Source organism: Pseudomonas sp. NPDC087639 (assembly GCF_044743385.1).
Lineage (GTDB): Bacteria > Pseudomonadota > Gammaproteobacteria > Pseudomonadales > Pseudomonadaceae > Aquipseudomonas.
In genome coordinates this window covers 69,513-84,859 of the sequence record NZ_JBIUWI010000019.1, presented here as the reverse complement: position 1 = coordinate 84,859, position 15,347 = coordinate 69,513, and the positions used below count along the sequence as shown (strand labels likewise).

Sequence of the window (15,347 nt, the reverse complement as noted above, 5' to 3'; positions counted from 1 at the left end):
CAGTCCCGCGAGCAACTGCTGTCGGACAACGCCAAGAAGAAAGCACAGATTTCCGAGCTGCAATCGTTCGTCAGCCGCTTCTCGGCCAACGCCTCGAAAGCCAAGCAGGCTACTTCCCGCGCCAAGGCGATCGACAAGATCCAGCTGGCTGAAGTCAAGCCTTCGAGCCGTGTCAGCCCGTTCATCCGCTTCGATCAGAACAAGAAGCTGCACCGCCAGGCGGTGATGGTCGAAAAGATGGCCAAAGGTTTCGACGGCAAGCCGTTGTTCAAAGACTTCAGCTTCCAGGTTGAAGCGGGCGAGCGCGTGGCGATCATTGGCCCGAACGGTATCGGCAAGACCACCCTGCTGCGTACCCTGGTCAACGAACTGACCCCGGATGCCGGTAGCATCAAGTGGACCGACGCCGCGGAACTGGGCTACTACGCTCAGGATCACGCGCACGACTTCGAAGACGACGTCACCCTGTTCGACTGGATGGGTCAGTGGACTCAGGGCGAGCAGATGATTCGCGGTACTTTGGGTCGCATGCTGTTCTCCAACGACGAGATCCTCAAGTCGGTCAAAGTGATTTCCGGTGGTGAACAAGGTCGCATGCTGTTCGGCAAGCTGATCCTGCAAAAGCCGAACGTGCTGATCATGGACGAACCGACCAACCACTTGGACATGGAATCGATCGAGGCGCTGAACCTGGCGCTGGAAAACTATCCGGGCACGCTGATCTTTGTCAGCCACGACCGTGAGTTCGTATCGTCCCTGGCCACGCGCATCATCGAGCTGAGCCCGGACGGCGTGACCGACTTCAGCGGCACCTATGATGACTACCTGCGTAGTCAGGGTGTGGTGTTCTAAGAAGCAATTTGCGCTAACTGAAAGCCCTGTCCATGTGACGGGGCTTTTTGCATTTCCGGATACGGCATGATCGTTCTTTGATCGTTAGCCTGCTTTCTTTTATTTCAGGCCCAAGCCATGATGCCGACTCTCCCACCGCCGCCCGCGAACGAGTCCTCATGTCTGCGCAGCAACTGCCACCGCAAAGCTCCATGGCGATCACCCTGCAGATCGTCTCCATCGTTTTCTATACCTTTATTGCCTTCCTCTGCATCGGTCTGCCGATTGCGGTGTTGCCCGGTTACGTGCACGAACAGCTGGGTTTCAGCGCGATCATCGCCGGGCTGGTCATCGGCTCGCAGTACCTGGCCACCCTGCTCAGTCGACCGATGGCCGGGCGCATGTCGGATACCGTCGGCACCAAACGGGCAATCGTTTATGGCTTGATCGGGATTGTGCTCAGTGGCGGGTTGACGCTGATTTCGACCTTGCTGCAAAGCTATCCGCTGCCGAGCCTGTTGATTCTGATTGTCGGGCGCTTGCTGCTGGGCGTTGCGCAGGGACTGATCGGTGTCGGCACCATCAGTTGGTGCATGGGTCAGGTCGGTGTTGAGCACACAGCAAGGTCGATCGGCTGGAACGGCATCGCGTCATACGGCGCGATTGCCATTGGCGCGCCACTGGGTGTGGTCATGGTTGCCGAATATGGTTTCGCCAGTCTGGGCATTGCACTGTCGGTGCTGGCGGCGGGTGCGCTGGTATTGATCCGCAACAAACCTTCGGTGCCGGTGGTGCGTGGCGAGCGCCTGCCGTTTTGGGCCGTGTTTGGCCGCATTGCACCGTTTGGTGCCAGCTTGAGCCTGGCCTCGATCGGCTACGGCACGCTGACCACGTTTATCACCCTGTATTACCTCAACCGTGGCTGGAGTGGCGCGGCGTATTGCCTGACGGTGTTCGGGGTGTGCTTCATCCTCTCGCGGTTGATGTTCATTTCTGCCATTGGCCGCTTCGGTGGTTTCACTTCAGCGATCATCTGCATGAGCGTCGAAACTGTAGGCCTGGTGATGTTATGGCTGGCACCCTCCACCGCCTATGCGTTGATCGGCGCGGGATTGGCCGGGTTCGGGCTTTCACTGGTGTATCCGGCGCTGGGGGTCGAAGCGATCAAGCAGGTGCCCAACTCCAGCCGTGGCGCCGGGTTGAGTGCTTATGCGGTGTTCTTCGATCTGGCGCTGGCGATTGCCGGGCCGTTGATGGGAGCGGTAGCGTTGAATCTGGGATATTCGTGGATTTTCTTTAGTGCAGCGCTGTTGTCGGTGACGGGCTTGGGGTTGACCCTGCTGCTCAAGCGCCGGGCGATGGCTTAAAAGCAAAAGATCGTTTATTGATCTGCCGTCTGCATCCCCGCCCGCGTCGGCCTGCCCAGCGTATGCGCAAAGAACCGTCCGGCCTCCGAGATCAGATTGCGATGGATATCTTCCCGATCAACCCCATCAGCATCGGTACACAGCGCCGGCATGGCGATGATCTGCTCCTCATTACACGGCGCCATAAACACAAAGTGCCCTGCCCCGGCCAGTAACTTGAAGTCGGGCGCAGTCGGCAGTTTACGCGCCAGTGCCGCAGCGTTTTTATCGAACGCAACGAGTTTGTCGCCATCGCCGCTGTAAAGCAGCACTGGCACATGCACATCAGCCAGGGTATGGCGGCCGAACTTCAGGCTCAGTGGCGCCATCAACAGCAACGCATGCACACGTGGATCGGCCACCGGCTGAAGGTCATCACGATCAACGATGAGTTCGCCCTGAGTGTTGCAGGCGTCACGATCGTCCGGGCGTTCCTGGCAATAGCGGCGCAGGCGATCCAGATCCGGTTGCGCCCCTGACAGAATCAACGCCGTCTCCCCCCCAGCCGAATAACCGATCACACCAACCTGATCGGCATTGACGAACGGCGCCAGCATGGAGTCGCCAAGGGTTGCCGTAATCGCTTCGGAAATCTGGATTGGCCGCCCGTAGAGATTGCTCAGTGTGCCGAGTCGGCTGTGATCCTTGGAGTTGTCACCGGGATGAATCACCGCCACCACCACAAAACCTTTGCGCGCCAGCGAGGTGGCAAGGTCGTGCAGCGCCAATGGCGTGCCGGTGTTGCCATGGGACAGCATCAACATCGGAAAACGGCCCATGGCGACTTTGGTATCTTCGCCGGCCTCGACTGAATAACCTTCGAGCAGGCTCATATGTTCGCGGTCGCTGGAAGGATAGAACGCGATGGCGCGCATCGGTTGCAGATCCAACGGATCGAGGAACGTCATCTCGTGGTAACCGACGCTCCAGACAGGATGGCGCCCCGGCGCAGCTTGCACTGAATTCAGGCTGCCGAGCAGGCAAATCAGTAACGTTGCACAAAGACGCATCATGGGCTGCCCTACCCTGTTGTTACTCAATCGAAAGATCCATTGCGTTGTGAAGGCCGGAAACGCCGGGGATTCGGTACTCCGGTTCACCAATGCACTCAGACGCTGATCGCTTGACTGCATAACCCGGGCCAGATTATGTAACAGTCAGAAACAAAAAACTCCGTATCTGGCCCTTGCAGAACCAGAATACAGAGTTTTCGGGGAATTGCCTGAACGAGAGCTGTTCTTTACGCAAGCCTTACGCGGCGGCGAACAACTGCTCGCTGATCTTCGCTTGAGCGGCGGTCATGGCGTTGTTGCGCACTTCGTCGCCATACGCCAAGCCTTCGGCACGGACGATTTCGATGTCAGTGATGCCGAGGAAACCCAGTACCAGCTTCAGATATTCTTCGTGAGCGATACCGCTGGCCTGGCCGGCATGAATGCCGCCGGAGGTGGATACGATCACCACTTTCTTGCCGCCGCACAGGCCTTCAGGGCCGGCTTCGGTGTAACGGAAAGTTTGACCGGCAACGGCAACACGGTCGATCCACGCTTTGAGTTGGGTCGGCACGGTGAAGTTGTACATCGGTGCAGCGATGACTACCGCGTCGGCAGCGATGAATTCGGCCAACGTCGAAGCACTCAGTTCGGCCTCGTGCTGTTGGGCGGCGTCGCGCAGTTCAGCGGTGGTGCCGGCGGCCACCAGAGTAGTCGACGAGAAGTGGCTGATGGCGTCAGCGGCGAGGTCACGGTAGGTCACCACGACGCTTGGCTCAGCGACTTGCCAGGCTTTGACGACTTGGCTGCTCAACTGACGGGAAGCCGAGTTGTCGCCCAGAATGCTCGAATCGATATGCAGCAGTTTCATGTGGAATCCCCTGGAATGAATCGCCGGTGGCGACGGAATGGAGACAATCCTACGGAAGAAACCAATGGATGATTAGCCGCCGACAATGCGATAGTTTGTCCCACTGATAGAACAGTCGGATTCTCTACGATGCAAGACCTCAACGATCTCTACTATTTCGCCAAAGTCGTCGAGGCCGGCGGCTTTGCGGCCGCCGGGCGATTGCTGGGCATTCCCAAGTCGCGATTGTCGCGCCGCATCGCTGAACTAGAAGAACGCCTCGGCGCCCGCTTGCTGCAACGTACCACCCGGCAGTTGAATCTCACCGCTGTCGGTGAGCGCTATTTGCGCCACTGTCAGGCGATGTTGCTGGAAGCGGAAATGGCTGACGAGGCAGTGGCAAGCATGTCGAGCGAGCCACGAGGACGCTTGCGTGTGTCCTGCCCAACGGGTCTGGCCCGGGAAATGTTGCCGTGGGTCATCAGCGAATTCCTCGGGAAGTTCCCCCAGGTGCAACTGGAAGTGGTGTTGGTCAACCGCCGGGTCGATCTGGTCGCTGAAGGCTTTGATGTCGCCCTGCGCGTGCGTGAACACGGCGATGAAGATCCGTTGCTGGTGACCCGGCGTCTGCGTCAGGCACAAATGGTGGTGGTGGCCAGCCCGGCGTTTACTCAGGGGGCGTCGATCAGCCATCCGCAGGATCTGAGGAGTCTGCCGGTGCTTGGCGCTCTGGAGGCCGATCGCATGGTTCACGTGCGGTTGTTCGATCAACAGGGCAAGAGTTTCGAGTTGAACATGGAAGCTCGGCTGGGCATCGATGACTTTATTGTGCGCAAGGCCTGTGTGCTGGCCGGCCAGGGCTTCACATTGCTGCCGATGATGTACTGCGAGGAGGAACTGCAAAACGGCACACTCGTGCAATTGCTACCCGAGTGGTCGCTGCCCGGTGGCTGGTTGCAAGCGGTCTATCCGCATCGTCGCGGGGTGATGCCGGCGGTGCGCGCGTGGATCGATCATCTGGTCGAATCGTTCAATGCCTGTGGGGAGCGGTTGTTATGAAAAAGGCAAAAATGAGCGAGGCGGACGTTGCCGCGTTTTGCCTGGGATTACCCGGTGCGCGCGAAGACTACAAGTGGGGTGGCGTGCGCGTGTTTTCGATTGCCGGCAACAAGATGTTTGCCTTGCAGGGGCTGCGCGGAGATTCGCTGGCGTTCAAGGTCGACAAGGATCTGTTTCTCGGCCATTGCGACCGCCCGGGCATTCACCCGGCGCCGTACCTGGCGCGGGCGCAGTGGATCATCATGCACCCGCCCTACCCGCTGGGCACCGAGGAGTTGCAGGGGTTGCTGCAACGCTCGCATCAGTTGGTAGTAGGCAAGTTGCCCAAAAAGACACAGATCGGATTATTGCTGTAAACCCGATCCCTGTAGGAGCTGCCGAAGGCTGCGATCTTTTGATCTGGTTTTTTACAATCAGGTCAAAAGATCGCAGCCTTCGGCAGCTCCTACACGGGGGGATTTTTGTCAGTACAGTGATAACAGGTTCGAACCGAGAAACAGCTGATCAATCCAGAACATCTGGTGCAACACGACGATCACCCAGAACAGCACCTGAAACGACACCTTGCGCGTCTTGTGCCGGAACACTTGCTGGGCGACCAGTGCGCCCGGCCACCCCCCGGCAAGTTCCACTGCGTGAAGGATGTTTTCCGGCGTGCGCCACGCATCGGTGCGAGCCTTGCGCTTGTCGGCCCAATACATAAAGAACGCCAGCACGCTGACGACGCCATACGCCGCCAGCGGGACCAGCGAGATCCCGCGCAACCACATCGACAGCGATCCGAACACCGGCAGCGCGCAGACAATCAGCAGCACCAGCAGCTTCAGCTTGAGGTTTTGAATATTGCCACCGGACGGGCGACCTTCAGGGCGGCGTGCGCGGGAATCATTCATGGCTTGGCCGCCGACCAGTCCACCCAGCCAAACTGCCACGTCGCCAGAATGACCAGGCCGAACACGATCCGGTACCAGGCAAATGCCGCATAGCTGTGGCTGCCGATGAACTTGAGCAACCCACGCACGGCGATCATGGCGAAGATGAACGCGGTGACGAACCCGATGGCAAACACCGGGAAGTCCGCCGGCACAAACAGATCGCGGTACTTGTAGCCCGAGTAAACCGCAGCACCGACCATGGTCGGCATCGCGAGGAAGAACGAAAACTTGGTGGCTGTTTTGCGCGACAGACCGAACAACAGGCCGCCAATGATCGTCGAGCCGGAACGCGACGTGCCGGGAATCATCGCCAGGCACTGGGCGAAACCGATTTTCAGCGCGTCCGTCCAGCGAATCTCATCGACCGTTTCCGCGTGCACCTCATGCTGACGCTGCTCAGCCCACAACATGATGATGCCGCCCACCACCAGCGCAGCAGCGACGGTGATCGGGTTGAACAGGTACTCGTGGATCAGATCGGCAAAGATCACGCCCAGCACCACGGCGGGCAGAAAAGCGATCAGCAGGTTGGCGGTGAAACGCCGCGCGCTGGGTTGCGTCGGCAAGCCAACCACCACATCGAGAATCTTGCGACGAAACTCCCAGACCACCGCGAGGATCGCGCCGAGCTGGATGATGATGTTGAACGCCATGGCTCGTTCGCCGCCGAAGTCGAGCAAGTCGGCAACGATGATCTGGTGTCCGGTACTGGAAATGGGCAAAAACTCCGTCAGCCCTTCTACAACGCCTAGTATCAGTGCCTGCAAGGCCATCCAAAGATCCATCAATCCCCCAAAGAGCGATGCACGCCGGCATGCCCCGATAGTATTTTTCTTTCGTTCACTGCGATCAGCGTAGCTGGTTGTTGCTGTACCGATTCCGCGCACACAGGATCCACACGAAACAGTCAAAATTCCGTGAAATAGCAACTTGGATTCAGGTTTTCACGCGCGGGGCCGAAATCCTAACAGACAAGCCTTAATAGCGCTGCCGCGTTATACGACTTGGGTCGCGTATGCCCGCCCACGGAATCGTGGTTGGATGCTGGCGGTCGTTTATTACAAGAAAAAGAATCCGGAGTGACAGCGTTATGAACAGCTTGCGCAGTGTGTCGATCAGCCGACGCTTGTGGCTCATCTTGATTGTGGCGGTGGTCATGTTGCTGACCTTGGGCGTGTTGATGCTCAAGCAGATTCACGACGACCTGTATCAAGCCAAGGCCCAGAAAACCCAGCACGTGGTGCAGACCGCCAGTGGTTTATTGACTTACTACCACGATCTGGAAACAGCTGGCACCCTGACCAAGGAAGCCGCGCAGAAACAGGCACTCACCGCCATTCGGGGCCTGCGTTACGACCAGAGCGACTATTTCTGGATCAACGACCTCACGCCCGTCATGGTCATGCACCCGACCAATCCCAAGCTTGAAGGCCAGAATCTCTCGGCGATCCGCGATCCGGATGGTTTTGCCGTGTTTAACGAAATGGTCGCAATCGCCAAGAGCAAAGGCGCCGGCATGGTCGATTACCGGTGGCCGAAACCGGGCGCCAGTGAGCCGGTGGCTAAAACCTCCTACGTGAAACTGTTCGAGCCTTGGGGCTGGGTGCTCGGTTCCGGTGTTTATGTCGATGATGTGCAGGCCGAATTTCAGGGTCAGATGATCAAGGCGACGGTGATCGGCCTGGTGATTGCCCTGATCATGGCATTGCTGGTCATCATGATCGCGCGCAGCATCGTGCGCCCGTTGCAGGAAACCGTGAACGCCATGGCCAACATCGCCAGCGGCGAAAGCGACCTCACCCGCAGCCTCGATACCCACGGCAAGGATGAAGTCACGGAGCTCGCACATCACTTCAACGCTTTCACCGCCAAATTGCGCGGAGTGATTGGCGAGTTGCAGGTGTCGGCCAGTGCGCTGGGCCAGTCGTCCAGCGAACTGGGCAATGATGCTTCCCAGGCTCAGCAACGCAGCCAGCAGCAATCGCAACAGATGGAACTGGTGGCCACCGCAATCAACGAGGTGACCTACGGCGTGCAGGATGTGGCGAAAAACGCCGAACATGCGGCCGCTGAAATGCGTGACGCCGAGGCGCAGGCGCAACAGGGTCAGATCAACATCGACGGCAGCCTGCAACAGATCGACAAGCTGTCCGGCACCATTGATCAGGCGGTGGAAGTGATTCGTACCCTCGCCGCCGAAAGCACCCAGATCGGCAGTGTGCTGGAAGTGATTCGCTCGATTGCCGAGCAGACCAATCTGCTGGCGCTCAACGCGGCCATTGAAGCGGCACGGGCTGGCGAACAGGGCCGAGGGTTTGCCGTGGTCGCGGATGAAGTGCGCTTGCTGGCACAGCGTACGCAGAAGTCGACGGCGGAAATCCAGTCGATGATCGAGCGCCTGCAAAACCACTCCGAGGCGGCGGTCAAGGTGATCGGCGACAGCAGCAAAGCTTCGCAATTGACCATTGAACAGGCCGGGCTGGCGGGTGCAAGCCTGAATGCCATCGGCCAGGCACTGCGCAACCTCAATGGCCTGAATGCGTCAATTGCCAGTGCCACACTGCAACAGGCGCATGTGGTCGAGGACATCAATCAGAACGTCACGCAAGCGGCCGGTTTGTCTCACAGCACGGCGCTGGCGGCGGAGCAGTCGAGTGTCGCCAGTGTTCGGCTCGGCCAATTGAGCGAGCAACTCAACGGCCTGCTGCGCCAGTTCCGCGTGTAACACATAACCTGTGGGAGCGAGCTAAATTTTCAGCAGGCTCACTCCCACAGGTTTTCTCGGTACAATCCGCCCCCGTCCTCAACTCCCCCAAGGAACCCCCATGTCCGGGCTTGAACTGTTTGCCGCCGCTCTCGGTGTGATCGCCGTGTGGCTGACGGTCAAACAGAATCCGTGGTGCTGGCCGATCGGCCTGGTCATGGTGTTGCTCTATAGCTGGATCTTCTTTGAAGTGAAGCTGTATTCGGACATGTTGCTGCAAGTGATCTACGCCGCGTTGCAACTCTACGGCTGGTGGCAGTGGACGCGTGCGGGGACGATGCATGACGGGCGGGAGGTCACGCGTCTGGATACTCGTTCGGTGTTGCTTGGACTGAGTGTTGGCGCTGTCGGCAGTGTCCTGCTCGGGGCGGCCATGGCCCACTGGACTGACGCCGCGCAACCGTGGCTGGACGCCGCGCTCACCGGTTTCAGCCTGGTCGCGCAATTATGGATGGCACAAAAACGCCTGCAATGCTGGGCACTGTGGTTTGTGCTTGATGTGATTTTTGTCGGCTTGTTCCTCTACAAGGGGCTTTACCTGACCGCCGCGCTGTATGCACTGTTTACGCTGATTGCGATTCAGGGCTGGCGCGAATGGCGCGCCGATCCGGCGTTGCGTACTTGAAGGTCGTGGTTCTGACCGGCCCCGAATCCACTGGCAAGAGCTGGCTGGCGGCAGGCCTTCAGCAACGGTTCGGCGGACTGCGGGTGGACGAGTATGTGCGCTGGTTCATCGAGCAGAATCCCCGTGACACCTGTCTGGCGGACATTACCGAGATCGCGCGCGGCCAGCTGCAATGGGAGGATCAGGCGCGAGCGCAAAAGCCGTCGCTGCTGATTCTCGACACCCACCTGCTGAGCAACATCCTCTGGAGCCAGACCCTGTTCGGCGACTGCCCGGCGTGGCTTGAGCCGCAATTGCTGGCGCGACATTACGATCTGCATCTTTTGCTGTCTCCGGAACAGATCGACTGGACCGATGACGGCCAGCGCTGCCAGCCCGATCTGGATGAGCGCCTTGGGTTCTATCGAGCCACTCGCGACTGGCTTGAGCAACATCGACAGCCGTTCCAGATCATTCAGGGCGACTGGTCCGAGCGCCAGACGCAAGCCTTTGCCGCTGTGGCGACTTTACTGGACGAATAAGGGCATTCGGGCCAACTTCCCCACTGTTTGCCCCTGCTTTGGGGCAAAAGTGTCCATTCCTGAAACACTCGCGTGGGTGCAAAGTGCCCGTTTCAACGGCATTCATCGCTTTGTCACACCGGTTGTTACGCCGTTGAAACACCCCGCCGCAAACCCTTGTCCCAGAGCATTGCTCAGCCAATAGACCGGTCGGCAATCCTGTACGTGTTTCAACAATGAAACAGCTTGCGCATCAGGCATGCCCGTCTTCGCCTTAACTCATTGATATTGCGCAACAATCAAAAAGCGGCACAGCTTTCGCTCTTTCCTTCCCAACGCTGACTAGGGCCAGCCCACTGAAGAAGGAATTGCCGCTGTGGGGAACTTCAATAAAAGCTTGACCTGCCTCCTGCTGATCGGATCAGCAGCCAGCACAATTCTCAGTTTCAACGTTCAGGCCGAAGGCAACGGCGTTATCGTCCTCAACCGCGATGTACAGCCTATCCCTATTGGTCGCAGCGGCGGCAAAGACCCCTACCCAACGACCGTCAACGCTAACCCTTCGGCGCGCATCAACCAAGCGATGAACAGCACCGAACTCAACGACGGTGACTTTGCCGGCGTCGCCAGCGGTTCTTCGATTCGCGGCAACATCACCACACCTACGGCAAACATGCCGGGCATGAACACACTCACCAACCCCAACGGCATGCCCGGCATGAACGGCGGTCACGGCGGCGGCGCTGGCGGTTCGATCTCCAACACCGTCAATCGCGCAATGAGCTCCGGCCTTGCTCCGCTGACCCGCATGGCTGGAGGCCAATAAGATGAATCGCACCCTTGTGCTGCTCGCCCTTCTCGGCTGCACCCACGCAATGGCCGACCCCGGCTCAGTGAATAACGCGAACATTCAGGACACCGGCATCCAGTACCGCGGCAATTACAACGTCAACCAGGCCGCCGGCGACCAGATGCAACAGACCAACACCAAGGCCATCGCCATCGGCACCTCGGCCAGCGCCACCACCAACGTCAGGCAGCGGATCGATACTCCGGCCAATCCCTCGACGAATGCCAGCGCAACCATTGGCGGCAACTCTTTCAGTAACGGCAACGGGATCCTGGGCGTGAACCAGGGTGCCGGGGCCAACAACCAGATGGCCAACGTGACGCGCGTCAGCATCAGTGCTGCCCCGCAGAGCGTTGACGACAGCGCCCTTTCGCAACAGAACGTGGCGTTGTTACCGAGCTCAGGAGCAACTGGTACCTCAATCGGCAGTCGCCAGGTCACGACAAGTGATCAGGCCTTCACCGGCAGCCGAGGGGTAATCCAGGTGAACCAGAGTGCCGGGGTGGGGAACCGTATGGCTAACACCCTGAGCATCCGGGTCGCAGACTGACCCAAATAAAAAGCAGTGCAATTAGAAAGTACCAACACTTAACCAACTAATAAGCACGGAGAAACACCATGAAACCTACAATGGCTCTCAAACCACTGGTTTTCGCACTTGCAGCAGTGATGGCAATCGCAGCACAGGCAGGCGGTCGTGATGACGATCATGGTAATGGGCACGGCAATAATCACGGGCCTAAAGGGCCAACTTTAGAACAACTGCTGCAAATCGGCGCTGGCGCCGGGGCTGCCGTACTCGACACCCAAAACAGCGATGGCAACCTGGTCGGCAACCAAGGCACCAAAAATGATGCCAGCGTCAGAGACTCGGCAAACGGCACCAACGGCAACGTCGGCATGAACAACACCGCCGGTGATGGCAACCAGCAAGACAACGCCGCTGCATTGGCTACCGCTGACGAAAGCTTCATCTTCGGCACTGCCGTGGCCGTTTCCAGCGCCACCCAGGTCAACAACAACAACGCGGTTGCCAACTACTCGACAACCAACAACGCCAACCTCAACAACGTGGGTAACGGCGGTTCCGGCAACATTGGTGTGAACAACAGTGCCGGCAACTTCAACCAACAGAAAAACAACCTGGCTATTGCTGTATCGGGTGGTCGTGTAGCTAACGCCGCTGCTGCTGCGAACCAAAGCTCCACAGGCCTTGTGGTGTCCAACAACGGCACTCAAGTCTACAAAAAAGAAACCCTCACTGGCACCATCGCCGCTGCCGGCGCGTTCGCTGCAGTTGGCAAGGCTACCATCGAAGGTGATAAAGGCCATGGTGGTTATGGCGGCAACGACCGCGGTAACGGCGGCTATGGCGGCAGCAAAGACCAGAAAGCAACCTTCGAAGCTGTGGGCATCTTCGGTCTCGCTGGCGTAACCACGCAACAAGTGCTGACCCCAGACGGCTGGAAAAACCCTGTGACCAACAACGCAAACGTCTCCAACGTTGGTAACAACTTCTCCGGTAACGCTGGTTACAACAACGCCGCTGGTGTGGGTAACCAACAAAGCAACTCGCTGTCCATCGCCGCAGGTTGCAAAGCCTGCATGTAACGCGATCGAAACGAAAGCCCCGGAAACGGGGCTTTTCCTCAGTCCGCAAAGGCGTATCGATCATGCGTAAGACTGCCCTTCTCGCTTTACTTTGCCTGTCCGGCCTGACTCAGGCCGCCCAGATGCCAGTGGCCGCCCTGCCGGGTGGCGTGTTGGTCTACAAGGACGTGCAAAGCATTCGTGAGCGCAAGTTTGCCGACATTGTCGAACAGAAAACCGATTTCAGCTGCGGTGCCGCCGCACTGGCCACGGTGTTACGCCAGGCTTATTGGCTCGACGTCGATGAGGAGCACATCATCAAAGGCATGCTGGTCCACGCTGACCAGGACCTTGTTCGTACTCAGGGTTTCTCCATGCTCGACATGAAGCGCTACATAGAAAGCATCGGCATGCGCGCCAGGGGCTACAAGATTCCATCGGAGAAGCTAGACGCAATCACGATTCCGGTGGTGGTACTGATGGACATTCGCGGCTACAAGCATTTCGTGGTGTTGCAGCGTGCGGACAAGGATTGGGTTTACATCGGAGACCCGGTTCTAGGGCACAAACGCTACAGCCATGGTGACTTTGTCAAAGGTTGGAACGGCATTGTCTTTGCCATCGTCGGTCCCGGATACGACAAGGCCAATGCCTTGCGCAGCCCGCCGACACCGCTGACGGCCAAGAACAAGCTGGATGGCTTCAACCCGGTCAAAGATGCTGAATTGATGGATTTCGGGTTCATACAGAGCGACTTCTTTTAATCGCCGATTATAAAGAATGGGACTGGATGTCCCGGGAGCAGCAAATGAAAACCTCATACTGGCTGGTCGCCGCCTGCCTGGCAGCGAGTGCGTCAGGCTATGCCAATGCAGGATTCAAACCTATAGAAATAAAGGACCAGGAGCTCGCCGAGCTACGCGGTCGTTATGTCATGCCGGGGCGGATCATCAGCTTCGGCATTGTCATGAGCAGTACCTGGCGCAACGCCAGTGGTGATTTGATCGGCGCATCGACCTCGATGCAACTTCAGGCCGCAACGGTCAAACCAGAATTCTATGTCCAGACAATCAAGGAACATGGCAGCGGCAATGCCCTCGCGGCGGGTACCGGCACGATTACCGGTGGCGCCGGCCTCGACAGCAGCCAGGGCGTGACACAAAGCGTGCGCGCCGCCGGCGACAGCAACACGGCTTACAACAACGTCGCGATCAATGTCTCCGAAGCCAAACAGGCACCGGCGCTAATGCCCGCTCAGGGTCAAGCCTTGATGGCCGGACAAACCATCGGAGGCAGCAACGCCGCCGGCAGCGTGGCGGTTTCTGCCACCGGCAGTGGCGTTCAAATGGCCATTCAGGCCTCCAGCAATCAGGGCAGCTCCCTGCAACAAGTCGCCCAAGGTGGATTGCTACAAAACACCCGCCTGCTCGGCAGTGCCAACGTGGTCAACAACATGACCCAACTCAACGTTGTACTGAACAATAACGGTATGAGCGCCGGTGCACTGGACTGCAACCTGACTCAGCTCAGGGCACTACGCAATATCGGATATTGAACTACGCTGAGTCTCGATCATTGGGCTTAAAGGGACGGCTTATTCATGTATCGATCAGTATCACTGCGCGCTGCTGTATGTTTGAGCGCTCTTCTACCGGCGACGCTGCTGCAAGCTGCACCTGACGCCGATTTAGAAGCTCTGAAACAGGAACTTCTGGAGCTTAAGCAACGATACGAAGTACAACAAAAAGCCTTGGCGGTACTCGAGCAGCGAGTCCGCCAGGTTGAAGATCAACCCGCCGCTCCACCACCCAAACGTCTGGCCAAGTCGCCGTCCGACATGAAAGGCAATCCGAAAGTGGCCACCGGTACCGGGGCCGCAGCCGCGTCGGGGGGCGCTGCCGGGGGCAGTGGCGCTTCCTACGGGCAATCGCTGGCCGATGATTCGCAACCGGCGCAAAGTGTCTCCAACCTGTATGACGAGGCCAGTGGCTTCTTTGGTGGCGGCAAATTCAGCGTTGAAACCGGCATCACTTATTCGCGCTACGACACCCGCCAGTTGATCCTCAACGGGTTCCTGGCGCTGGATTCGATCTTCCTCGGCAATATCAACCTGGACCGGATCAAGGCGGACACCTGGACGCTCGATCTCACCGGCCGCTACAACTTCGATAACCGCTGGCAATTCGACTTGAACGTGCCGGTGGTCTACCGCAGTTCGACTTATCAATCCGGCGGCGGCAATGGCGGCGCTTCCAACGTCACCACCGAACAGGACGTCGACCGCGATCCAACCATCGGTGACGTGAACTTCGGTATCGCCTACAAGTTCCTCGACGAGTCGGTCAATACCCCGGACGCCGTGGTGACCTTGCGCGTCAAGGCCCCCACCGGCAAGGACCCGTTCGGCATCAAGCTGCGCCAGACCGATGCCAACTCGAACCTGTTCGTGCCTGACACCCTGCCCACCGGCAACGGTGTCTGGTCGGTCACCCCCGGCATCTCGCTGGTCAAGACGTTCGACCCCGCCGTGCTGTTCGGCAGCCTGTCCTACACCCATAACCTGGAGGAGTCGTTCGACGACATCAGCTCCACCGTCAACCAGAAAAACCCGGGCAAGGTGAAGATCGGCGACAGCTTCCAGATCGGCGCAGGTATTGCTTTTGCGCTGAATGAGAAGATGAGCATGTCGTTCTCGATGTCTGACCTGATACAGCGCAAGAGCAAGCTGAAACAGGATGGCGGCGAATGGCAATCTGTGGTGTCCAGTGACGCCAACGCCGGTTACTTCAACGTCGGCATGACCATTGCGGCCACCGACAACCTGACCATCGTGCCCAACCTGTCCATCGGTTTGACGGACGATGCCCCGGACTTTTCCTTCAGCCTGAAATTCCCGTACTACTTCTAAGCGTCAGGACAAGAAAAAGGCCCGCTGCGAGATGATC

Annotated in this window: 17 protein-coding genes; 13 read left to right on the top strand and 4 right to left on the bottom strand. The window is 58.5% G+C overall.

The features are described 5' to 3' along the window. Together ACIOVB_RS10875 and ACIOVB_RS10870 are read left to right on the top strand one after the other, a co-directional pair. Positions 1-852: ATP-binding cassette domain-containing protein (locus ACIOVB_RS10875; RefSeq protein WP_401267467.1), on the top strand; the 852-nt coding region annotated here is incomplete at its 5' end. A 158-nt stretch (positions 853-1,010) separates the two neighbouring features. After that, on the top strand, positions 1,011-2,198 hold the full coding sequence (locus ACIOVB_RS10870) for an MFS transporter (protein WP_401267465.1): 1,188 nt from the start codon (positions 1,011-1,013) through the stop codon (positions 2,196-2,198). Between the two features lie 14 nt (positions 2,199-2,212). On the opposite strand, the gene ACIOVB_RS10865 is transcribed toward ACIOVB_RS10870, so the two are convergent. Both ACIOVB_RS10865 and ACIOVB_RS10860 read right to left on the bottom strand, forming a co-directional pair. Beyond that, complete coding sequence (locus ACIOVB_RS10865; protein ID WP_401267462.1) at positions 2,213-3,250, bottom strand: alpha/beta hydrolase family protein; 1,038 nt, start codon at positions 3,248-3,250, stop codon at positions 2,213-2,215. 238 nt (positions 3,251-3,488) lie between these two features. Further along, positions 3,489-4,100 (bottom strand): FMN-dependent NADH-azoreductase, encoded by a 612-nt coding sequence (locus ACIOVB_RS10860; protein WP_401267461.1) that lies wholly within the window; start codon positions 4,098-4,100, stop codon positions 3,489-3,491. A gap of 129 nt (positions 4,101-4,229) precedes the next feature. Here ACIOVB_RS10860 and ACIOVB_RS10855 point away from each other — a divergent pair, with 129 nt between their 5' ends. Beyond that, positions 4,230-5,138 (top strand): LysR substrate-binding domain-containing protein, encoded by a 909-nt coding sequence (locus ACIOVB_RS10855; RefSeq protein ID WP_401267458.1) that lies wholly within the window; start codon positions 4,230-4,232, stop codon positions 5,136-5,138. After that, positions 5,135-5,494, top strand: coding sequence for an MmcQ/YjbR family DNA-binding protein (locus ACIOVB_RS10850; RefSeq protein ID WP_401267456.1), 360 nt, complete (start codon positions 5,135-5,137; stop codon positions 5,492-5,494). The genes ACIOVB_RS10855 and ACIOVB_RS10850 overlap by 4 nt, the downstream gene beginning before the upstream one ends. Before the next feature lie 108 nt (positions 5,495-5,602). Here ACIOVB_RS10850 and ACIOVB_RS10845 read toward each other — a convergent pair whose 3' ends face one another. Together ACIOVB_RS10845 and ACIOVB_RS10840 are read right to left on the bottom strand one after the other, a co-directional pair. Continuing rightward, on the bottom strand, positions 5,603-6,031 hold the full coding sequence (locus tag ACIOVB_RS10845; protein WP_401267453.1) for a DUF1294 domain-containing protein: 429 nt from the start codon (positions 6,029-6,031) through the stop codon (positions 5,603-5,605). Beyond that, positions 6,028-6,858, bottom strand: a complete 831-nt coding sequence (locus ACIOVB_RS10840) for an undecaprenyl-diphosphate phosphatase (protein WP_401267451.1) — start codon at positions 6,856-6,858, stop codon at positions 6,028-6,030. Before ACIOVB_RS10840 ends, ACIOVB_RS10845 begins: the two co-directional genes overlap by 4 nt. A gap of 305 nt (positions 6,859-7,163) precedes the next feature. Here ACIOVB_RS10840 and ACIOVB_RS10835 point away from each other — a divergent pair, with 305 nt between their 5' ends. The 9 genes from ACIOVB_RS10835 (at position 7,164) to ACIOVB_RS10795 (ending at position 15,310) form a co-directional block, all read left to right on the top strand. Further along, positions 7,164-8,798: a methyl-accepting chemotaxis protein gene (locus ACIOVB_RS10835; RefSeq protein WP_401267449.1), complete on the top strand. Its 1,635-nt coding sequence runs from the start codon at positions 7,164-7,166 to the stop codon at positions 8,796-8,798. A gap of 100 nt (positions 8,799-8,898) precedes the next feature. After that, a complete protein-coding gene (gene pnuC, locus ACIOVB_RS10830) occupies positions 8,899-9,462 on the top strand; it encodes a nicotinamide riboside transporter PnuC (RefSeq protein ID WP_187678374.1) in 564 nt (187 codons plus the stop codon). Continuing rightward, the gene (locus ACIOVB_RS10825; protein ID WP_401267471.1) at positions 9,459-9,983 is read left to right on the top strand and encodes an AAA family ATPase; all 525 of its coding nucleotides are present in this window, start codon (positions 9,459-9,461) and stop codon (positions 9,981-9,983) included. Before pnuC ends, ACIOVB_RS10825 begins: the two co-directional genes overlap by 4 nt. 355 nt (positions 9,984-10,338) lie before the next feature. After that, positions 10,339-10,788: a hypothetical protein gene (locus ACIOVB_RS10820; RefSeq protein ID WP_401267446.1), complete on the top strand. Its 450-nt coding sequence runs from the start codon at positions 10,339-10,341 to the stop codon at positions 10,786-10,788. Between the two features lies 1 nt (position 10,789). Beyond that, complete coding sequence (locus ACIOVB_RS10815; protein ID WP_401267443.1) at positions 10,790-11,362, top strand: adhesin; 573 nt, start codon at positions 10,790-10,792, stop codon at positions 11,360-11,362. A gap of 68 nt (positions 11,363-11,430) precedes the next feature. Then, positions 11,431-12,423, top strand: coding sequence for a heme utilization protein (locus ACIOVB_RS10810; RefSeq protein WP_187678371.1), 993 nt, complete (start codon positions 11,431-11,433; stop codon positions 12,421-12,423). A 62-nt stretch (positions 12,424-12,485) separates the two neighbouring features. After that, complete coding sequence (locus ACIOVB_RS10805) at positions 12,486-13,166, top strand: C39 family peptidase (protein WP_187678370.1); 681 nt, start codon at positions 12,486-12,488, stop codon at positions 13,164-13,166. A 44-nt stretch (positions 13,167-13,210) separates the two neighbouring features. Further along, positions 13,211-13,957 carry a hypothetical protein gene (locus ACIOVB_RS10800; protein WP_401267440.1) on the top strand — a complete coding sequence of 249 codons (747 nt, stop codon included), beginning with the start codon at positions 13,211-13,213 and terminating at the stop codon, positions 13,955-13,957. Between the two features lie 45 nt (positions 13,958-14,002). After that, positions 14,003-15,310: a hypothetical protein gene (locus ACIOVB_RS10795; protein ID WP_401267439.1), complete on the top strand. Its 1,308-nt coding sequence runs from the start codon at positions 14,003-14,005 to the stop codon at positions 15,308-15,310. Positions 15,311-15,347 lie beyond the last annotated feature (37 nt).